The organism is Micrococcus sp. Mcc28 (assembly GCF_024519775.1).
Taxonomy (GTDB): Bacteria; Actinomycetota; Actinomycetes; order Actinomycetales; family Micrococcaceae; genus Micrococcus; species Micrococcus luteus.
The window spans coordinates 73,039-93,038 of the sequence record NZ_JALJRH010000001.1 but is presented as its reverse complement, the minus strand read 5'-3'; the positions used below and the strand labels follow the sequence as shown (position 1 = coordinate 93,038).

Genomic DNA, 20,000 nt, shown 5'->3' with positions numbered 1-20,000 from the left:
ACCCGGGAGGCCGACCCTCCACAACCCGGCCGGACACCTCGGCCTCGTGAAAGGAACACCATGGAACTGCACGGTTCGCTCAACATGATCGGCTACGGCCTCGCCGCCATCGGCTCCGCCATCGGCGTGGGCCTGATCTTCGCCGCCTACATCAACGGCGTCGCCCGTCAGCCGGAGGCCCAGCGCATCCTGCAGCCGATCGCCCTCCTGGGCTTCGCGCTCGCCGAGGCCCTCGCCATCCTGGGCCTCGTCTTCGCCTTCGTCATCGGCGCCTGACGCGCCGCGTCCACGGAGCGCCCGCACGGTGAGACCGTCGGTACTCCCTCTCCACAGGACTCTTGACCGAAGGATGGTTGAAACATGATCAGCAACGGACTGATCCTCGCGGCGGCTGAGGGGGCTAACCCCCTGATCCCCAACCCGTGGGAGATCCTAGTCGTCGTGGTGGGCTTCGCCCTGCTCATGTTCATCGTCATCAAGTTCATCGTCCCGACCCTCGAGAAGTCCTACCAGGACCGTGTCGAGGCGATCGAGGGCGGTCTGGCCAAGGCTGAGAAGGCCCAGGCCGAGGCGAACGCGATGATGGCGGACTACGAGTCGCAGCTGGCGGACGCCCGCACCGAGGCGAACCGCATCCGCGAGGATGCCCGCACCGAGGCCGCCGAGATCGTGGCCGAGGCGCGCGAGCGCGCGACCGCCGAGGCGACGCGCATCTCCGAGCAGGCGCAGGCGCAGATCGCCGCCGAGCGTCAGCAGGCCGCCGCGCAGCTCAAGGGCGAGGTCGGCTCGCTGGCCACGACCCTGGCCGGCAAGATCGTGGGCGAGTCCCTCGAGGACGACGCCCGCTCGCAGCGCGTGGTCGACCGCTTCCTGGCTGACCTGGACCGTCACCAGAGCGCAGGTGTCGCCGAATGATGACGGGCGCATCGAGGGACTCCCTGGCCGCCTCCCTGGAGGCCGTCGGTCCGGTGCTGGACGAGGGCGGCGTGGCCCTGGCACGCGAGCTGTTCGGCGCGCTGGACGTGGTGGACGAGCACGGCGCCCTGCGCCGCGCCCTGACCGACCCCGCCTGGACCACCGAGCGCCGTCACGGCCTCGTCGACTCGCTGTTCGGCGCCCGGGTGACCCCCGGTGCACTGCAGGTCCTCAAGGACCTGGCCGGCCGCCGCTGGTCGGCGGAGCGCGATCTCGGGGACGCCCTCGAGACGGTGGCCGCCCACGCGGCCGCCGCGGAGGCCGCACGCGGCGGACACGCGGGCCTGGCCGCCCTCTCGGGCGAGCTGCTGGCCTTCAACCGCACGGTGGAGGACTCGCACGAGGTGCAGCGGGCGCTCACCGATCAGCACGCACCCCTCGAGGCACGGGCCGCCCTGGCCGGTCGTCTCCTGGGTGAGTCGGCCAGCCCGGCCGGCCGACTGCTGGTCGAACGCGCCGTCTCGGCCCCGCGCGGCCTGAAGCCGTCCGCCGCCGTCCGCAAGGCCGCGGACGTCGTCGCCGAGCGGCAGCGCCAGTGGATCGCCGAGGTGACCGTGGCCCGGCCGCTCGAGGCCGAGCAGCAGGAGCGGCTGGCCCTGGGCCTGCGCCGCGCCTTCGGCCGCGATCTCGTCATGGACGTGACGGTGGACCCCCACGTGGTGGGCGGCATCCGCGTCCAGGTCGGCGACGACGTCGTCGACGGGTCCATGGCCTCGCGCCTCCACGACCTCCAGCGGCGGATGGCCGGCTGACGCCGGCTCCCGCCCGCATCCGGAACACCCACGAACGTAAGCATCATCGTCACGTCGATGATCACCAAGCACAGAGAGCAGGGACTGCAGATGGCCGAATTGACCATCAACGCTGACGATGTCCGCAATGCCTTGAACGATTTCGCGGCATCGTACGAACCGTCGGGCACCGATCGCACCGAGGTCGGCCGTGTCATCTCCGCGGCGGACGGCATCGCTCGTGTGGAGGGTCTGCCCTCCGTCATGGCGAACGAGCTGCTGCGCTTCGAGAACGGCATCCAGGGCCTGGCCCAGAACCTCGACACCCGCGAGATCGGTGTCGTCGTCCTCGGCGAGTTCCAGGAGATCCGCGAGGGCATGGAGGTGCAGCGCACCGGCGAGATCCTCTCCGTTCCGGTGGGCGACGCCTTCCTGGGCCGCGTGGTGGACCCGCTGGGCCAGCCCATCGACGACCTGGGCCCGATCGAGGCCGAGGGCCGCCGTGCCCTCGAGCTGCAGGCGCCGACCGTGACCGAGCGCAAGTCGGTCCACGAGCCGCTGCAGACCGGCATGAAGGCCATCGACGCCATGATCCCGATCGGCCGTGGCCAGCGTCAGCTGATCATCGGTGACCGCCAGACCGGCAAGACCGCGATCGCCGTCGACACGATCCTCAACCAGAAGGCCAACTGGGAGTCGGGCGACGTCGAGAAGCAGGTCCGCTGCGTCTACGTGGCCGTGGGCCAGAAGGCCTCCACCATCGCCGGCGTCCGCGCCACGCTGGAGGAGCACGGCGCCCTGGAGTACACCACCATCGTGGCCTCCCCGGCGTCCGACCCGGCCGGCTTCAAGTACCTCGCCCCCTACGCCGGCTCGGCCATCGGCCAGCACTGGATGTACGGCGGCAAGCACGTGCTGATCATCTTCGACGACCTGTCGAAGCAGGCCGAGGCCTACCGCGCCGTCTCCCTGCTGCTGCGCCGCCCGCCGGGCCGCGAGGCCTACCCGGGCGACGTCTTCTACCTGCACTCCCGTCTGCTCGAGCGCTGCGCCAAGCTCTCGGACGAGATGGGCGCGGGCTCGATGACCGGTCTGCCGATCATCGAGACCAAGGCGAACGACGTGTCGGCCTACATCCCGACCAACGTCATCTCCATCACCGACGGCCAGATCTTCCTGCAGTCGGACCTGTTCAACGCCAACCAGCGTCCCGCCGTGGACGTGGGCATCTCGGTGTCCCGCGTGGGCGGCGCCGCCCAGGTCAAGGCCATGAAGAAGGTCTCCGGCACGCTGAAGCTGGACCTGGCGCAGTACCGCGACCAGCAGGCGTTCTCCATGTTCGCCTCCGACCTGGACCCGGCCACCCGCCGCCAGCTCGCCCGCGGTGAGCGCCTCATGGAGCTGCTCAAGCAGCCGCAGTACTCGCCCTACCCGGTCGAGGAGCAGGTCGTGTCCATCTGGGCCGGCTCCAAGGGCCACCTCGACGAGGTGCCGGTGCAGGACGTGCTGCGCTTCGAGCGCGAGTTCATCGACCACCTGCGTCGCCACACCTCCGTCCTGACCGACATCGCCTCCACCGGCAAGCTCGAGGACGGCACCGTGTCCGCGCTCGAGTCGGCCGTCGCCGAGTTCTCCAAGGGCTTCCAGTCCTCCGAGGACGGCGGCGTGCAGGCCGGCCACGAGGAGCACCGCGCGATCGAGCAGGACCAGGTCGCGCAGGAGCAGATCACCAAGCAGAAGCGCTGACCGCCGGTCGGTGAGGGAGCGGTCCGGCGTCGGACCCCACGGGGACGACGCCGGGCCGCCCTCCGGCCAGGGAAAGGACCACCATGGGAGCCCAGATCCGGGTCTACCGTCAGAAGATCGCGTCGACGTCGTCGATGAAGAAGATCTTCAAGGCGATGGAGCTGATCGCCACGTCTCGCATCACCAAGGCACGTGAGCGCGTCAGCGCGTCGCTGCCCTACGCGAACGCGATCACCCGCGCCGTCTCGGCCGTGTCGAGCCAGCACGACATCGATCATGTCCTCACCACGGAGCCCGAGAACCCGACCCGGGCGGCCGTGCTCATCATGTCCTCGGACCGCGGCCTCGCCGGCGCGTACTCCGCGAACGTGCTGCGCAAGGCCGAGCAGCTCCTCTCCCGCCTCGGCGAGGAGGGCAAGGACGTGGACGTGTACGTCGTCGGCCGCAAGGCGCAGACGTACTTCGACTTCCGCGGCCGCGGCTACAAGAAGCTGTGGACCGGTCAGACGGACGCCCCCGTCGCCGAGCGCGCCGCCGAGATCGGCGAGGTGCTCGTGGACGCGTTCCTCACGGACACGGCGGACGGCGGCGTGGACGAGATCCACGTCGTGTTCACCGAGTTCGTCTCGCTCGTGAAGCAGAACCCCCACGTGGTGCGCCTGCTGCCCCTCGAGGTCGTCGAGGAGGAGGCCGCCACCGCCGAGGACGTGCTGCCGCTCTACGAGTACGAGCCGGACGCGGAGGAGGTCCTCGACGCGCTGCTGCCCAAGTACATCGAGTCGCGCATCTTCAACGCGATGCTGCAGTCGGCGGCCTCGGAGCTCGCCAACCGTCAGCGCGCCATGAAGTCGGCGGGCGACAACGCCACGAGCCTCATCAAGGACTACACCCTCCTGATGAACAACGCCCGTCAGGCCGAGATCACCCAGGAGCTCACCGAGCTCATCGCGGGCGCGGACGCGCTCAACAACTCCTGAGCCCGTTCGGGACTCACCAGACTCGCCATCCACACACGATAGAAGTGAGAGAGATGACTGCCACCATCACTGACCAGGGCACCGGGACCCCCACCGGCGGTGCCACCGGACGCGTGTCCCGCGTCATCGGCCCCGTGATCGACGCCGAGTTCCCGGCCAACGCGATGCCGGAGATCTACAACGCGCTGACCACCGAGATCGACCTCAACGGCCAGCGCCGCACGGTCACCTTCGAGGTCGCCCAGCACCTCGGCGACAACATGGTCCGCGCCATCTCCCTGCAGTCCACCGACGGCCTGGTGCGCGGCACCGACGTCGTGGACACCGGCGCCCCCATCTCGGTGCCGGTCGGCGACGCCGTGAAGGGCCACATCTTCAACGTGCTCGGCGAGACCCTGGACATGCCCGCCTCGCAGCTGCAGGCCGAGGACCGCTGGCCGATCCACCGCCCGGCGCCGAACTTCGCCTCCCTCGAGGGCTCCACCGAGATGCTGGAGACCGGCATCAAGGTCATCGACCTGCTGACCCCCTACATCAAGGGCGGCAAGATCGGCCTGTTCGGCGGCGCCGGCGTGGGCAAGACCGTGCTCATCCAGGAGATGATCACCCGTGTGGCCCGCAACTTCGGCGGCACCTCCGTGTTCGCCGGCGTCGGCGAGCGCACCCGTGAGGGCAACGACCTCTGGATCGAGATGGACGAGGCGGACGTCCTGAAGGACACCGCCCTCGTGTTCGGCCAGATGGACGAGCCGCCGGGCACGCGTCTGCGTGTGGCCCTGTCCGCGCTGACCATGGCGGAGTACTTCCGCGATGTGCAGAACCAGGACGTGCTGCTGTTCATCGACAACATCTTCCGCTTCTCGCAGGCCGGCTCCGAGGTCTCCACGCTGCTGGGCCGCATGCCCTCCGCCGTGGGCTACCAGCCGAACCTGGCGGACGAGATGGGTGTGCTCCAGGAGCGCATCACCTCGACCCGCGGCCACTCCATCACCTCGATGCAGGCCGTGTACGTCCCCGCGGACGACTACACCGACCCGGCCCCGGCCAACGTGTTCGCGCACCTGGACGCGACCACCAACCTGACCCGTGACCTCGCGTCCCGTGGCCTGTACCCGGCCGTGGACCCGCTGGCCTCGACCTCGCGCATCCTCGACCCGCAGTATGTGGGCCAGGACCACTACGACGTGGCCATCCGCGTGAAGCAGATCCTGCAGAAGAACAAGGAGCTGCAGGACATCATCGCGATCCTCGGTGTGGACGAGCTCTCCGAGGAGGACAAGATCACCGTGGGCCGCGCCCGCAAGATCGAGCAGTTCCTCTCGCAGAACACCTACACCGCCAAGCAGTTCACCGGCGTCGAGGGCTCCACCGTGCCGGTCAAGGACACCGTCGAGGGCTTCAAGGCCATCGCCGACGGCGACCTGGACCACGTCGCGGAGCAGGCCTTCTACAACGTGGGCGGCCTGGACGACGTCGAGCGCGAGTGGGCCAAGATCCAGGCCGAGGGCTGATCGATCATGGCTGAGCTCAACGTCGAGATCGTCTCCGAGGAGCGGTCCATCTGGTCGGGCGCCGCGTCGGCCGTGTCGGCGCGCACCGTCAACGGTGAGATCGGCATCCTCCCGGGCCACACCCCGATGCTGGCCGTCCTCGGCGACGGCGAGGTCGTGGTGCGGACCACGGACGGCGGCACCGTCACCGCGCAGGCCCGCGGCGGCTTCTTCTCCGTGGACCACGACCGTGTCGTGATCGCCGCGACGTCCGCCCGGCTGGGCGACGCCGCGGCGGCCTGACGCGGCGCGGCAGGACCTGACGGTGGAGGGCCCGGTGCTCATCGCCTCGGCGACCGTGGTGGCAGTCATCGTGCTGTCGGCACTCGCCCTGGTGATGCGGTGCCGGCCCCTCGCCCGTGTCACGGCCGCCTTCCCTGCGGTCCTGGAGCGGGAGGGCCCGGGGCGTGAGCGTGTGATCGGCGTGTACGACGAGTCCCGCCTGCGCCTCACCGGGGGCTGGCGCCTCTCGCGAGAGCGCTGGAGCGCGGACCGGAGCCGCCTGCAGATCGACCGCCTCCCGGCGGACGAGGCCGGCCGGGCCGTCCTGGAGCTGAGCGCCGGCACACGTCCGGTGCGCGTCGTCGTCGACCCCGACGACGCCGGCGCCCTGCGCGCCTGGAGCGAGGCGGGGCCGTCCGCGGCGTCGTCCTTCTGGCGCCGCTGAGCCCGCCCGGCGCCTCAGAACAGGCGGGACTCGGCGTCGTCCACGCCGCGCATCGCGTCGTAGTCGAGGGTGACGCAGCGGATGCCGCGGTCCTCGGCGAGGGTGCGGGCCTGGGGCTTGATCTGCTGGGCCGCGAACACGCCGCGCACGGGCGCCAGGAGCGGGTCCCGGTTCATCAGCTCGAGGTAGCGGGTGAGCTGCTCGACCCCGTCGATGTCCCCGCGGCGCTTGAGCTCGACCGCCACGGTGCCGCCGTCGGCGTCGCGGGCCAGGATGTCGACGGGGCCGATCGCCGTCATGTACTCGCGGCGCACGAGGGTGTGGCCGTCGCCGAGCAGGCTGATCTGCTCGGCCAGCAGACGCTGCAGATCCGCCTCCACGCCGTCCTTGACGAGGCCGGGGTCCACGCCGAGCTCGTGGGAGTCGTCCGCCAGTACTTCCTCGATGAGCACGACGAGCCGGTCGTCGGACTTCTTGGCCTGAACGCGCCAGACCTGCGTCACCCCCTGGTCGGCCTGATCGGGGGAGGGCTCCTCCACGTGCAGGGTCGCGGGCGGAGACATCCAGTTGAGGGGCTTGTAGGAGCCGCCGTCGGAGTGCACCAGCACCGAGCCGTCCGCCTTCACCATGAGCAGGCGGGTGGCGGTGGGCAGGTGGGCGTTCAGGCGGCCCTCATAGGTCACGGAGCAGCGGGCAATGACGAGTCGCACCGGTCCATCCTAGGCGGACCGTGCCCACCGGCTCGTGTGTCAGCATGGGGGCATGCCCCGTTCGAACCGCCCCCGCCGCTCGTCCGCGCCTCGGCGGAGTGAGCGCGGGGCCTCCGGCGTCTCCCGGCGGTCCCGGCCGTCGCCGGGGCGGTCCGACCCGCTCGAGGAGCTCCTCGGCCTGGACGCGGGCTACTCGCGCCAGTCCGGGTCCGACGGCGGCTGGCACGTCCGGCAGATCCCCGCGTGGCGCGCGGTGAAGGACTACACGTGCCCCGGCTGCGGTCGGGTGATCCGGCAGGGCCAGGCGCACCTCGTGGCCTGGCGCGCGGACTGGATCATGGGGGACGAGGACGCGGGGGCGGACCGGCGGCACTGGCACCCGGTGTGCTGGCGCACCCGCCCGGGCCGCTGACCGCGACGGTCCGGGCCGCGCCGCCGTCGTGGGCCTACCGGGCGTCCTGGCGGGGGATGAAGACCTCGCGGACCAGCAGCAGCAGCGCGGCGGCGAGCGGGATCGCCATGAGGGCGCCGAGGACGCCGAGCAGCGCGCCTCCGGCGATCACCGCGATCACGGCCACGGCCGCCGGCACGGACACCGCGCGTGCCATGACGCGCGGCGAGATGACGTAGGCCTCGATCTGCAGGTAGACGAAGTAGACGGCCGCGAACACGGCGGCGGTCTGCCACGAGGTCAGCAGGCTCACGAGGGTCAGCAGCGTGCCGCCGATCGCGGCGCCCACCAGCGGGATGAACGCCATGAAGGCGGCGATCGCGGCGAGCAGGACGGCGAAGGGGGCGCCGGCGATGGCCAGCGCCGTGAACGCCACCGCGCCGTTGAGGGCGGCCACGAAGGACTGGCCCATCACGTAGTGGCCGACCGAGGAGGTGATCTGCTCGGACAGCGCCTCGATCCGGGGCCGGCGCGAGCACGGTGCGAGCCGGTAGGCCCAGTACTTCATGTGCGGCAGGGAGGAGAGGAAGTACAGCGTCAGCACGACCACCACGAGCACCGAGAAGATGGCGTTCAGCACGGTCTGGCCGAAGCCGAGGAGCCCGCCGAACAGGTCGGTGACGGCGACGCCGTCGGCGGCGAGGCGCTCGGTCTGGGCGCGGACGGCCTCCTGGAGGTGGAACTCCTCGTCGAGTCGCACGAACCACTCGGCGCTCATCACCCCGTCGATGATGGCCGGCAGGTCCTGGACCAGCTGCGTGGACTGCTCGATCACCGTGGGGACGAGGAGCGCGACGAACGCCCCGGCCACGGCGGCCAGGCCGAGCGCGGCCGTGAGCACGCCGACCCAGCGGGGCGCGCCCCAGGACTCGACCCGGCGCACCAGCGGATCCAGGCCCAGGGCGATGAACAGGGCCGCGGCGATCCACACGATGAGCTGCCCGTTCGTGCGCAGCACCGAGACGACGCCGATGGCCAGGGCCACGCCGACCGCGAGCAGGAAGCCGGTCAGCACGGGGGACTCGACGGCCACGGCCGCGACCGCCGGATCCTCGGCGCCGTCGACGGGGACCGACTCGGGGTCCACCCGGTCCTCCTCGAGGAAGGGTCGGCGCCGCCGCAGGACGGAGCCCAGGCGGGGCAGTCGACGACGCCCGGCGGGCGTCGGCCCGTGCGACGGCGGCGCGGCGGCCACCCCGACCGGCTCCACGGGCATGCCGGCCAGGGACGGCTGCTCCGCGCCCTCGGGCTCGGCCGGGCCACGGACGTCGGCGACGCCGGCGACGTCCGGGCCGGATGCGGTCTCCTTCTCCTCCACGCGCTCAGCGTACGTCAGGGCCCCGGCCTGACCGCGCCGCGCCCGGGAGGCTACCGTGGGGCGCAGTGACAACGCCCCTCGCCCCGGCGACGGGGCGGACCCGGACCGGAAGGATCGTGACCGACGTGACCGCCCAGCCCCCCTCTGACGCCCCGTCCCACCTGCGCGGCGCCGTCGACCTGTCCTCGCTCGGCACCCCGGCCCCGGCCGGGCGGACCGCGCCGGGGGCCGACGCCGGCGCCGGCGGCGGCTCGTGGGTGATCGCGGACGCCGACCAGGGTCTGCTGCAGCAGCTGGTCCAGCTCTCCGCCCAGGTGCCGGTGCTGCTGCACCTGCACGTGCCCGGGGACGCGGCGAGCGAGGCGCTCTACCGGCAGTTCGCGGACGCGGTCGACGCCCAGGCGGGACGGCTCGTGCTCGCGCGTCTGGACGTGGCGAAGGAGCCCGCCGTGCTGCAGGCGCTGGGCCTGGGGGCCGGCCCCGCGGTCATGGCCGTGGTGGCGGGGCAGCCGGTGCCGCTGGTCAATCAGGAGGTGCCGGAGGAGACGCTGCGCCAGCTCATGGGGGAGATCCTCGAGGTGGCCCGTCAGAACGGCGTCGCCGGCACCGTGCCCCCCGTCGCTCCGGCGCGCCAGGACGCCGGCGCCGCGGCCGCGGACGCTCCGCCCGTGCCGCCGCTGCACCGGGCCGCCCATGAGGCCCTCGCCGCCGACGACCTGCCCGGGGCCGTCTCGGCGTGGGAGGCGGCGCTGGCCGACAGCCCCGCGGACGCCGTGGCCCAGCAGGGCCTGTCCGCGGCCCGCCTCATGCTGCGCACCCGCGACGCCGACGCCGCGGCGGTGCGCACGGCCGCCGCGGACGGCCCGGACGACGTCGCCGCCCAGCTCGCCGTCGCCGACCTGGACGTGCTCGGTGGCCACGTGGAGGACGCCTTCGCCCGGCTCGTGCGGTTCATCGCCCTCCACCCCGGCGACGACCGGGAGACGGCGCGCGCCCACCTCGTGGACCTCTACACCGTGGTGGGCACGGACGATCCCCGTGTGCAGGCCTCGCGGCGTCGGCTGGCCGCAGCGCTGTTCTGAGGGACCCACAGTTCATCCCTGAGGAGGACGCCGTGTCCGCCTGACGGTGGGTAACGTCCCAGGCATGACTCCGCATGCGCCCGAGCCTGCCCCCGCCCACCTGGCGGCCGCCGCCCGTCGTCGCGCGGTGGACGCCCCCGATCCGGGCCTCGCCCTCGTCACGCGCGGGCTGACCCAGCGGTTCGGGGACAAGCTGGCGCTCGACGCGCTGGACCTGGACGTCCCGGCCGGATCGTTCTTCGGGGTGGTCGGGCCCAACGGGGCGCGCAAGACCACCGCCCTGTCCATGGCCACCGGGCTGCTGCGCCCGGACCACGGCCGCGCCTGGATCCACGGTGTCGACGTGTGGGAGCAGCCCCTCGAGGCCAAGCGACGGGTCGGCGTGCTCGCCGACGGCGTGCGGACCTTCGACCGACTCACGGGCGCGCAGCTCGTGACCTATGCCGGGCTGCTGCACGGGCTCGACGCGGACACCGTGGCCGAGCGGACCGCGGACCTGCTGCGGGTGATGGACCTGGAGGACGCCGGCCGCAAGCTCGTGGCCGACTACTCCGCCGGCATGACCAAGAAGGTGTTCCTGGCGGCCGCCATGGTCCACGCCCCGGACCTGCTCGTCCTGGACGAGCCGTTCGAGGCCGTGGACCCGGTCTCCGCCGCGAACATCCGGGACATCCTGCACTCGTACGTGGAGCGGGGCGGCACGGTGATCGTCTCGAGCCACGTGATGGACCTCGTCCAGCGCATGTGCACCCACGTCGCCGTGATCGCGGCCGGGACGCTGCGGGCCGCCGGCACGCTCGAGGAGGTCCGGGACGGGCGCGACCTCGAGGACCGCTTCGTGGACCTCGTCGGCGGCCGCCACGGCTCGGAGGGGCTGGCATGGCTCTGACGCTCGTCCGACTGCGCTGGACGCTGACCCTGAACCAGTGGCGGCGGTCCCCGTTCACCCTGGTGATGAGCGTGCTCGGCGCGCTGTACGTGCTCGGCATGGCCGCCGTGGCGGTGACGCTGCTCGTCACGGGCCTGCCCGCCCTGCCGGACGAGGCCCGCGGCGCCACGACCGTGCTGGCCGCCGCCGTCGTGGTGCTCGCCTGGCTCGTCATCCCGCCGTTCGTCACGGGCGTGGACGCCACCCTCGACCCGCACAGCTTCGTGCTCTTCCCCGTCCCGGCCCGCACCCTCATCGCCGGGCTGGTCCTGAGCGCCTTCACGACGCCGGTCGGGCTCGCCACGCTGGCCGTGCTGGTGGGCCTGGGGGCCAGCTGGTGGGACCGGCCGGCCGCGCTGGCGGCAGGCCTGGCCGGGGGCGCGCTGACCGCGGTGACCGCCGTGGCGATCGGCTCCGGCCTCGCCGGCCTCCTGGCCGCCTACGCGAGCCGGCGTCGGGTGCGGGACGTCGTCTCCGTCCTGCTGTTCATCCCGCTCATGCTCGGCGGCGTCGCCCTCTCGCAGGCCATCGCGTCGTTCGAGGACTTCCTGGCGATCGCGCCCCAGATCGCCCGCGGCGCGGCGTGGACCCCGTTCGGGGCGGGCCCCGCCGCGGCGTGGGCGGCCGCCGAGGGCCGCGGCGCCGCCGTCGCGCTCCACCTCGCGGTGGCGGCCGCCTGGTGCCTGGCCGCCCTGGCCCTGTGGCACCTGGCCGTGCGCCGCACCGTGGAGCCGGTGGCCGTGGGCGGCGGTCGGTCCCGTCGCGTCGCCGCGGGCGCGGACCCGACGCCGCTGCGCTGGCTGGGCCGACCGGCCACGGGCCCGCGCACCGCGATCGCGGCCCGCGCCCAGCGCTACTGGCTGGCCGATCCGCGGTACGCGGCCGGGCTCGTCATCATCCCGCTCATGGCCGTCCTGCTGTGGTTCACCGGGGGCATGGCCGGGGAGGAGGGTCCCGGACTGGGCCTGCTGCTGGTCCTCGGGCCGATCACCGCCTGGTCCCTGGCCTACTCGATCTCCGCGGACATCGCCTACGACCACACGGCGTTCCACCTGCACGTCGTCTCGGGCGTGCGGGGCGTGGACGACCGCTGGGGCCGGGTCCTGGGCCTGGCGGGCTGGGGCGTGCCGATGATCCTGCTCGTGACGACGGCGACGGTGGCGGCGGCGGGGGACTGGTCCCTGCTGGCGCCGATGCTGGGCCTGGCCCTCGGCCTGTTCGGGACGACCGCCGGGCTGTCCGCGTTCGTCTCCGCCCGCTTCGTCTACCCGGTTCCGAAGCCGGGGGACAGCCCGTTCGCGACGCCGCAGGGCGCGGCCATGCGCACGATGCTCGTCCAGGGCGCCGCGATGCTGGTCAGCCTGGCGCTCGCGGTGCCGTTCCTGGTGCCCTTCGTCGTCCGGCTCGTCACCGGGGCCGCCGTGTGGGGCTGGGTGACGGTGGCGCTCGGGTTCGCGTGGGGCGCCGTCGCGCTGTGGCTGGGCGTGCGCCTGGGGGCGCGCTGGTACGACCGCGCGCAGGCCGAGACCTACCAGGCCGTGGCCGCCTTCTGAGGGGCGCGGCTAGACTGGCCCGCATGAGTGTGACCGGCGAACCCGACCTGAACGACCCCTTCGCGCCCGCCGGCGGCGGCACGTCCGTCCTCGAGCGCGAGGAGCTGCGGCAGAAGATCGAGCCGGGCGACCACGAGCGCTTCGCCCACTACGTCCGCAAGGAGAAGATCACGGAGTCCGCTGTCACCGGTGCCCCCGTGATCGCCCTGTGCGGCAAGGTGTGGGTGCCGGGCCGGGACCCGAACAAGTTCCCCGTGTGCCCCACGTGCAAGGAGATCTACGAGGGCCTGCGTGAGCCGCAGGACGGCGGCGACGGCGGCGGCAAGCGCGGTGGCTGGTTCGGAGGCCGCGGCCGTGGCTGACGGCCGCTCCCTGACGAGCGGCACCCCGGACGGCAGCGTCCAGCACGATCTGTTCCACATCGGCGAGGACCTTCCCCCCGCCATGCCCGAGCGCGCGGCGTGGGGGACGGCCCCCAAGCTGCGCCAGTGGCAGCAGGAGGCGCTGGAGCGCTATCTCGAGACCGCGCCGCAGGACTTCCTGACGGTCGCGACCCCCGGCGCGGGCAAGACCACGTTCGCGTTGCGCGTGGCCAAGATCCTGATGGACTCCGGCGTGGTGCAGCGGCTGACCGTCGTGGCGCCCACGGACCACCTCAAGCGCCAGTGGGCGGACAACGCCGCGCGCGTGGGCATCGCGATCGACCCGAACTTCAAGAACGCGGACGGGCGGCACGGCGCCGAGTACCGCGGGGTGGCGCTGACGTACGCCCAGGTGGCGAACAAGCCCGTCCTGCACCGGAACCGCACGGAGGCCGCCAAGACCCTGGTGATCCTGGACGAGATCCACCACGGCGGCGACGCCCTGAGCTGGGGCGAGGGCATCCGCGAGGCGTTCGAGCCGGCCACGCGGCGTCTGTCCCTGACCGGCACCCCGTTCCGCTCCGACACCGCCTCCATCCCCTTCGTCCGCTACGAACTCGGCGTGGACGGCATCGAACGGTCGAAGGCGGACTACACGTACGGCTACGGCCCGGCGCTGCGGGACCACGTGGTGCGCCCGGTGATCTTCATGGCCTACTCCGGGCAGATGCGCTGGAAGACCTCCACCGGCGAGGTCATGGAGGCTCAGCTCGGCGAGGCCGCCACGAAGGACATCACCGCCTCCGCCTGGCGCACCGCGCTGGACCCGGCGGGCGAGTGGATCCCGTCCGTGCTGCGCGCGGCCGACCGGCGGCTCAGCGAGGTGCGCCGCAACGTGCCCGACGCCGGCGGCCTCGTGATCGCCTCGGACCACCAGGACGCGCGCGCGTACGCCGCGCAGCTCGAGGTGCTGACCGGCCAGCGGCCGGCCGTGATCCTCTCGGACGACAAGGGCGCCTCGGATCGCATCGAGGAGTTCGCCGCGTCGGACGAGCGGTGGATGGTGGCGGTGCGCATGGTGTCCGAGGGCGTGGACGTGCCCCGCCTGTGCGTGGGCGTGTACGCCACGTCCACATCCACGCCCCTGTTCTTCGCCCAGGCCGTGGGCCGCTTCGTGCGCTCCCGCCGGCGTGGGGAGACCGCCTCGGTGTTCCTGCCGTCCGTGCCCGCGCTCATGCTGCTGGCCAACGAGATGGAGCTCGAGCGGGACCACGCGCTGGACCGCAAGGAGGGCGCCGTCGACGTCGAGGACCTCGAGGACGCCCCCGAGGAGGACCTCATCGCGGAGGCCAACCGGGCCGAGAGCGGCTCGGACGCGCTGACGCGGGAGAAGTTCGAGGCCCTCGAGTCCCGGGCGAGCTTCGACAAGGTGCTCTTCGACGGCGGCGAGTTCGGCCTCGGCGGCGCCGTCGGCTCGGAGGAGGAGCAGGACTTCCTCGGCATCCCGGGCCTGCTGGACGCCGAGCAGGTCTCCGCCCTGCTACGGCAGCGGCAGGCCGAGCAGATCCAGCGCCGGCCGCGTGCGCAGGCGGCCGAGCCCGCCGACGTCGTGGACCACCGGCGGATGAAGGAGCTGCGCTCCGAGCTGTCCAAGACGGTGTCCGCCTGGGCGGCCCGTTCCGGCCAGCCGCACGGGGTGATCCACAACCGCCTGCGGGAGATCTCCGGCGGCCCCGCCGTGGCCCAGGCCTCCCGCGAGCAGCTGGAGAAACGGCTGAGCACCCTGCGCGGGTGGTTCGTCGGCCGGACCTGAGGTCCGCCGGGAGCGCGGGGGCGCCCGCGGGCTGAGGATCGCCTCCCCTGGCTGGCACCCGGCACGGGGACGGGCTGGAATGGGGGCACGATGTCAGGAGTCGTCATGCCCGTGTCCGCCCCGTCCCCGTCACGTCCCGCCGTCCTCGGCTTCGCCGCGCGGTACCCGTGGGTGCTCGCGACGCTGGTCGTCGTCGCCCTCACCCTCGGCCTGCACCTGGCGGGGGCGGAGGATCCGGCGCGCTGGATCGCCTCGGCGTATGCCCTGGTGGTGGCCGCGTGGACCTCGGTGGGCATGGTCAGGGACCTGATGCGCGGGCACTGGGGTGTGGACATCCTCGCCGTCACCGCGATCGTCGCCACCGTGCTGGTGGGGGAGTACCTCGCCGCCGTGCTCGTCTGCCTGATGCTCACCGGCGGGGAGGCCCTCGAGGACTACGCGGCCGGCCGCGCTCGGCGGGATCTGTCCGCCCTGCTGGACCGCGCCCCGCAGCGCGCGCATCGCCTGCGTCCGGACGGCTCCGTGGAGGACGTGCCGGTGGAGGAGGTGCGTGCCGGCGACCGGCTCCTGGTGCGTCCCGCCGAGGTGCTTCCCGTGGACGGCACCGTGGCCTCCGCCGAGGACGGCGGGGAGGTCGCCGTGGACCTGGACGAGTCCTCCCTGACCGGCGAGTCCCTGCCCGTCACGCACCGCACCGGCTCGGCCGTGATGTCCGGCGCGCTCAACGGCACCCGCGCCTTCGTGCTCGAGGCGACCGCCTCCGCGGCCGACTCGCAGTACGCGGCCATCGTCTCCCTCGTGCAGCAGGCGGCCGAGTCCCGCGCCCCCATGGTGCGCCTGGCCGACCGCTACGCCGTGCCGTTCACCGCCGTCGCCTACCTGATCGCCGGCCTGGCCTGGTGGCTGTCCCAGGACCCGGTCCGCTTCGCCGAGGTGCTCGTGGTGGCCACGCCATGCCCGCTGCTCATCGCCGCTCCGGTGGCCTTCCTCGGCGGCATGTCCCGCGCCGCCACGTCCGGGGTGATCGTGAAGTCCGGCGGGACCATCGAGGCCCTCGGCTCCGTGCAGACCGTGGGCTTCGACAAGACCGGCACCCTCACCGCCGGCCGCCCCGAGCTGGTCGGCGTGCGCCCGGCCGCCGGCTTCGCCCAGGACGAGCTGCTGCGCCTGGCCGCCTCCGCCGAGCAGTACTCCGTGCACGTGCTCGCCGACGCCATCCGCGCGGCGGCCGAGGAGCGCGGGCTGTCCCTGGCGACCGCGCAGGATGCCACGGAGGAGGCCACCCACGGCGTCGTCGCGGTGCTGGAGGGTCGCCGCGTCGTCGTCGGCAAGCGCGCCTACGTCACGCAGGCTGCCCCGGACACCGCCACCGCCGACCTCGCCCCCGGCCAGTCCGCCGTCTACGTGGCCGTGGACGGCGCCTTCGCCGGCGTCCTGCTGCTGGCCGACCGCATCCGCCCCGAGTCCGCCGCCACCGTGCAGGCGCTCCACCGCCTCGGCGCACGCCAGGTCCTCATGCTCACCGGCGACGCCGAGGCCACCGGACGGCACATCGCCGGGGAGGCGGGCATCGACGAGGTCCACGCGGACCTGCTGCCCGCGGACAAGGTCCGCCTGCTCTCCGAGCGCCCGGAGCGCCCGGTGATGATGGTCGGCGACGGCGTCAACGACGTCCCCGTGCTCGCCGCCGCGGACGTGGGCGTGGCCATGGGCGCCCGCGGCTCGACCGCCGCCTCCGAGTCCGCCGACGTGGTGGTGCTCGCCGACGACGTCTCCAAGGTCGCCGTCGCCGTGGCCGCCGGCCAGCGCACCCTGCAGGTGGCCACGCAGTCGATCTGGGTCGGCATCGCGCTCTCCCTGGTCCTGATGGTCATCGCCGCCACGGGCGCCATCCCGGCTCTGGTCGGCGCGCTGTTCCAGGAGCTCGTGGACGTCGTGGCCATCGTCAACGCCCTGCGCGCCATGAAGCCCGGCCCGCACGAGGCCGAGCGGCTCGGCGATCTCGCCGCCGCCCCCGCCCGGGGGGAGCGGCAGGCCGTGTCGGCCTGAGCGCCGGGCTCAGCCGTCCCGGGACTGGAAGCGCACGAAGGCGCGCAGCTCGTCGCCCTCCACGTCACGGGACTCGCGGAATCCATGGGTCTCGTAGAAGGCGCGCTGACGCTCCTCGGTGTCCGTGAGCAGCACGTGCTGACGCACCTGGCCGAACCGGGCGAAGACGCGGCGCAGCAGCTCGGAGGCGATGCCGCGGCGCTGGTGCCCCGGATCCACGAGGATGTCCTGCAGGTAGGCGATGGTGTGTCCGTCGGAGACCACGCGGGCCAGGCCAACCAGACGGCCGCCGTCGAAGGCGGTCACCACGGTGGCCGAGCCCTGCAGCCCGCCCATGAGCGTGTCCATGTCCGCCGTGGAGGCGGACCAGCCCACGGCGTCGTAGAGGGCGCGGACGTCGTCGGCGGCCGGGATCGCCCCGGAGAGGTAGCGGATGCCGTCCCGGTCTGCGGCGATGGGGGAGTCGGTCATGGCTGCTCTCCTCGTCTGCGTCGGGCACCGGCTCCGGCACGCCCGCCGGGGCCGCGTGCCTCCATCATGCCGCATCGAGTGACATTCGTCACTGTCCCGACGTGCGGCGCCTCAGAGGCGACGCGGGCGCCGCTCGGGGCCGAACCCGCTCACGAGGTCGCCAGGATGGCCCCGGCGGCCTCCATCTCGTGGAGCGCGGCCTGGGCGGCCGCCTCGTCGACGCCGGCCACCAGGTCGGTCAGCACGGTGACCTCGTAGCCGGCGTCGAGGGCGTCGAGCACGGTGGCGCGCACGCAGTGGTCCGTGGCGATGCCCACCACGGTGATCGCGTCCACGCCCTGCTCACGGAGCCACTCGTCGAGGCCGGGGGCGCCGGACTCGACGGCGGCCGCGGCCACGGCGGTGGCCCCGTACGGGCCGACGGTCCCGGAGGGGCGCTCGCCCGCGGCCCCGGTCGGGACGGCGTCGGGCTCACCGAGGGCGCCGTCGAAGCCGGAGTAGGCGTCCGTGTGCAGGCCCTTGAGGAACTCGGCGTCGAGGTGCTCGGCGTCCAGGTCGGGATGCAGCTCGGCGCCGGCGGTGCCGGCCACACAGTGCACCGGCCAGGTGGTGCGGAAGTCCGGCTCGGCGCCGGTGGCCGCGGCGAAGTGCGTGCCCGGGTCGACGTGCCAGTCGCGCGTGGCGGCCACGGCCGCGTAGGCGTCCGCGTGCTCGGCCAGGTGCTCGCTGACCCCGGCCGCGACGGCGGCGCCGCCGGCCACGCCGAGGGCGCCGCCCTCGCAGAAGTCGTTCTGCACGTCCACGATCACCAGGGCGCGGTTCAGGTTCTCCATGGGTCAGTCCTCCAGGAAGATGGTCGGGATGGCGGGGTCGCCCGGCTGCAGGCGGCCCACCGAGGCGGGCAGCTCGCGCAGGGAGGCGGCGTGCCGCTCGGCGGCGCGGGTGACGGCCTCGGGGCCGGTCCAGCCCTCGGCCAGCTCGCCGGCGTGCACGAAACGGTGCAGCAGGGGACGGTCGTCGGCGTCGGGCGCGGCGCTGCGGTTGACGCCGATCACCTCGGCGGTGGCCCGGCCCCGCGGGTCGCGGCGGCGCGCGGCCTCCTTGCGGCCGCCCCGGCTGGCCTTGCCGGAACTGGCCTTGGCCACGTCCACCCACGTGCCGTCGTCGTCCTGGCGGGCCACGAGCTTGTAGACCATGGAGGCGGTGGGCGCGCCGGACCCGGTGACCAGGCGCGTGCCCACGCCGTACGAGCTGACGGGGGCGGAGCGCAGGGCGGCGATCGCGTACTCGTCCAGGTCCGAGGTGACCATGATCCCGGTCTCGGTGTTGCCCAGCTTGTCGAGCAGCTCGCGCACGCGGTGGGCCTGGATCACGAGGTCGCCGGAGTCGACCCGGACGTTCCGCAGGGCCGGGCCGGCCACCTCGACCGCGGTGCGCACGCCCTGCTCCACGTCATACGTGTCCACGAGGAGGGTGGTGTCCGCCCCGAGCGCGGCGACCTGGGCCTCGAAGGCGGCGCGCTCCGAGTCGTGCAGCAGGGTGAAGGAGTGGGCGGCGGTGCCGACGGTCGGGATGCCGTACCGGCGGCCCGCCTCGAGGTTCGAGGTGGCGGTGAAGCCCGCGATGGCCGCGGCGCGGGCGGCGGCCACGGCGGACTCCTCGTGCGTGCGGCGCGAGCCCATCTCGGCGCACGGGCGGCCGTCCGCGACGGCCGTCATGCGGGAGGCTGCGGAGGCCACGGCGGAGTCGTAGTTGTAGATGGAGAGCAGGTAGGTCTCCAGGATGCACGCCTCGGCGAACGTCGACTCCACCTGCAGGAGGGGGGAGTGCGGGAAGTAGGCCTCGCCCTCGGCGTAGCCCACGATGTCACCCCTGAACTCGTAGTCGGCGAGCCAGGCCAGCGTGGCGTCGTCGAGGGCGGTGGTGTCCGCGAGGAAGTCGAGCTCGGGCGTGTCGAACCGGAAGCGGGACAGGCCCTCCAGCGCGCGGCCCACGCCGGCCACCACGCCGTAGCGGCGGCCGCTGGGCAGGCGTCGGGTGAACAGCTCGAAGCGGGAGCGGCGGTGCGCGGTGCCGGCCTTCAGCGCGGCCTGGAGCATGGTCAGCTCGTAGTGGTCGGTCATCAGCGCCGTGGGGATCTGCCAGTCGTCGGCGGTCCGCGGGGCGCTGGGCACGGGGTTCTGGCTCACGCGCCCACCCTAGTGGACCGTGGCGGGGCCGGTCCTGGCCCGCCCGCCTCGTACACTGGGGCGCATGTCCGTGCTGACCCGCCACGATCCGTCCGCGCCGCGCGCCGTGCGTCCGGCGCCGGGCGAGTCCGTCCCCGCCGGCGCCACCGACACCGCCCTGCTGGAGCGGCCTCACGAGGACACAGCCCGGGACCGGCCGTGGAACGTGGTGGTGTGGAACGACCCGGTGAACCTGATGAGCTACGTCGCCTACGTGTTCCGCACCCACTTCGGCTACTCCGCGGCCAAGGCGCAGCGGCTCATGCTCGAGGTCCACGAGCGGGGCCGGTCCGTGGTGGCGACGGGCACCAAGGAGAAGGCCGAGCTGCACGTGGGCGCGATGCACGGCTACGGGCTGTGGGCCACGCTGGAGCAGGCGGAGGACTGAG

21 protein-coding genes are annotated in these 20,000 nt (G+C 73.3%); 16 read left to right on the top strand and 5 right to left on the bottom strand.

Annotated elements, in window-relative coordinates; all coding sequences use genetic code 11:
* Positions 1 to 60: 60 nt before the first annotated feature.
* From NR073_RS00425 to NR073_RS00390, 8 genes are all read left to right on the top strand, one after another.
* Entirely contained in the window at positions 61 to 276 is a 216-nt protein-coding gene (locus NR073_RS00425; protein WP_002857264.1) for an ATP synthase subunit C, read from the top strand.
* An 84-nt stretch (positions 277 to 360) separates the two neighbouring features.
* Complete coding sequence (locus NR073_RS00420) at positions 361 to 915, top strand: F0F1 ATP synthase subunit B (protein ID WP_002857262.1); 555 nt, start codon at positions 361 to 363, stop codon at positions 913 to 915.
* Positions 912 to 1,727, top strand: coding sequence for a F0F1 ATP synthase subunit delta (locus NR073_RS00415; RefSeq protein WP_052833434.1), 816 nt, complete (start codon positions 912 to 914; stop codon positions 1,725 to 1,727). The genes NR073_RS00420 and NR073_RS00415 overlap by 4 nt, the downstream gene beginning before the upstream one ends.
* A gap of 90 nt (positions 1,728 to 1,817) precedes the next feature.
* Entirely contained in the window at positions 1,818 to 3,452 is a 1,635-nt protein-coding gene (gene atpA / locus NR073_RS00410) for a F0F1 ATP synthase subunit alpha (protein ID WP_036334989.1), read from the top strand.
* 83 nt (positions 3,453 to 3,535) lie between these two features.
* On the top strand, positions 3,536 to 4,429 hold the full coding sequence (locus tag NR073_RS00405; protein WP_044659203.1) for a F0F1 ATP synthase subunit gamma: 894 nt from the start codon (positions 3,536 to 3,538) through the stop codon (positions 4,427 to 4,429).
* A 53-nt stretch (positions 4,430 to 4,482) separates the two neighbouring features.
* Positions 4,483 to 5,940 (top strand): F0F1 ATP synthase subunit beta, encoded by a 1,458-nt coding sequence (gene atpD, locus NR073_RS00400; protein ID WP_237069194.1) that lies wholly within the window; start codon positions 4,483 to 4,485, stop codon positions 5,938 to 5,940.
* A gap of 6 nt (positions 5,941 to 5,946) precedes the next feature.
* Positions 5,947 to 6,222, top strand: coding sequence for a F0F1 ATP synthase subunit epsilon (locus NR073_RS00395; protein ID WP_036313044.1), 276 nt, complete (start codon positions 5,947 to 5,949; stop codon positions 6,220 to 6,222).
* A gap of 34 nt (positions 6,223 to 6,256) precedes the next feature.
* Positions 6,257 to 6,646 (top strand): DUF2550 family protein, encoded by a 390-nt coding sequence (locus tag NR073_RS00390; RefSeq protein WP_256748531.1) that lies wholly within the window; start codon positions 6,257 to 6,259, stop codon positions 6,644 to 6,646.
* A gap of 14 nt (positions 6,647 to 6,660) precedes the next feature.
* On the opposite strand, the gene nucS is transcribed toward NR073_RS00390, so the two are convergent.
* Positions 6,661 to 7,356, bottom strand: a complete 696-nt coding sequence (gene nucS, locus NR073_RS00385) for an endonuclease NucS (protein ID WP_061867881.1) — start codon at positions 7,354 to 7,356, stop codon at positions 6,661 to 6,663.
* A gap of 52 nt (positions 7,357 to 7,408) precedes the next feature.
* Between nucS and NR073_RS00380 the strand changes: the two genes are divergently transcribed.
* Positions 7,409 to 7,768: a hypothetical protein gene (locus NR073_RS00380; protein ID WP_221844893.1), complete on the top strand. Its 360-nt coding sequence runs from the start codon at positions 7,409 to 7,411 to the stop codon at positions 7,766 to 7,768.
* Between the two features lie 34 nt (positions 7,769 to 7,802).
* On the opposite strand, the gene NR073_RS00375 is transcribed toward NR073_RS00380, so the two are convergent.
* Positions 7,803 to 9,125 carry an AI-2E family transporter gene (locus NR073_RS00375; protein ID WP_256748530.1) on the bottom strand — a complete coding sequence of 441 codons (1,323 nt, stop codon included), beginning with the start codon at positions 9,123 to 9,125 and terminating at the stop codon, positions 7,803 to 7,805.
* A gap of 125 nt (positions 9,126 to 9,250) precedes the next feature.
* On the opposite strand from NR073_RS00375, the gene NR073_RS00370 reads away from it, so the two are divergent.
* The 6 genes from NR073_RS00370 to NR073_RS00345 all read left to right on the top strand — a co-directional run bounded on the left by NR073_RS00370 (position 9,251) and on the right by NR073_RS00345 (position 16,912).
* Positions 9,251 to 10,207, top strand: a complete 957-nt coding sequence (locus NR073_RS00370) for a tetratricopeptide repeat protein (RefSeq protein WP_256748529.1) — start codon at positions 9,251 to 9,253, stop codon at positions 10,205 to 10,207.
* A 64-nt stretch (positions 10,208 to 10,271) separates the two neighbouring features.
* Positions 10,272 to 11,096, top strand: coding sequence for an ABC transporter ATP-binding protein (locus NR073_RS00365; protein WP_256748528.1), 825 nt, complete (start codon positions 10,272 to 10,274; stop codon positions 11,094 to 11,096).
* A complete protein-coding gene (locus tag NR073_RS00360; protein WP_256748527.1) occupies positions 11,087 to 12,688 on the top strand; it encodes a Tat (twin-arginine translocation) pathway signal sequence in 1,602 nt (533 codons plus the stop codon). Before NR073_RS00365 ends, NR073_RS00360 begins: the two co-directional genes overlap by 10 nt.
* Before the next feature lie 23 nt (positions 12,689 to 12,711).
* The gene (locus tag NR073_RS00355; protein ID WP_041103218.1) at positions 12,712 to 13,050 is read left to right on the top strand and encodes a DUF3039 domain-containing protein; all 339 of its coding nucleotides are present in this window, start codon (positions 12,712 to 12,714) and stop codon (positions 13,048 to 13,050) included.
* Positions 13,043 to 14,863 carry a DEAD/DEAH box helicase gene (locus tag NR073_RS00350; RefSeq protein WP_166437379.1) on the top strand — a complete coding sequence of 607 codons (1,821 nt, stop codon included), beginning with the start codon at positions 13,043 to 13,045 and terminating at the stop codon, positions 14,861 to 14,863. The genes NR073_RS00355 and NR073_RS00350 overlap by 8 nt, the downstream gene beginning before the upstream one ends.
* Before the next feature lie 105 nt (positions 14,864 to 14,968).
* Entirely contained in the window at positions 14,969 to 16,912 is a 1,944-nt protein-coding gene (locus NR073_RS00345; RefSeq protein WP_095695554.1) for a heavy metal translocating P-type ATPase, read from the top strand.
* 9 nt (positions 16,913 to 16,921) lie between these two features.
* Here NR073_RS00345 and NR073_RS00340 read toward each other — a convergent pair whose 3' ends face one another.
* From NR073_RS00340 to NR073_RS00330, 3 genes are all read right to left on the bottom strand, one after another.
* Positions 16,922 to 17,383 (bottom strand): GNAT family N-acetyltransferase, encoded by a 462-nt coding sequence (locus NR073_RS00340; protein ID WP_216886702.1) that lies wholly within the window; start codon positions 17,381 to 17,383, stop codon positions 16,922 to 16,924.
* Between the two features lie 149 nt (positions 17,384 to 17,532).
* Positions 17,533 to 18,216, bottom strand: a complete 684-nt coding sequence (locus NR073_RS00335; RefSeq protein WP_049145233.1) for an isochorismatase family protein — start codon at positions 18,214 to 18,216, stop codon at positions 17,533 to 17,535.
* A 3-nt stretch (positions 18,217 to 18,219) separates the two neighbouring features.
* Positions 18,220 to 19,572: a nicotinate phosphoribosyltransferase gene (locus NR073_RS00330; protein ID WP_095695556.1), complete on the bottom strand. Its 1,353-nt coding sequence runs from the start codon at positions 19,570 to 19,572 to the stop codon at positions 18,220 to 18,222.
* Between the two features lie 64 nt (positions 19,573 to 19,636).
* On the opposite strand from NR073_RS00330, the gene clpS reads away from it, so the two are divergent.
* Positions 19,637 to 19,999: an ATP-dependent Clp protease adapter ClpS gene (gene clpS, locus NR073_RS00325; RefSeq protein ID WP_002857236.1), complete on the top strand. Its 363-nt coding sequence runs from the start codon at positions 19,637 to 19,639 to the stop codon at positions 19,997 to 19,999.
* Position 20,000 lies beyond the last annotated feature (1 nt).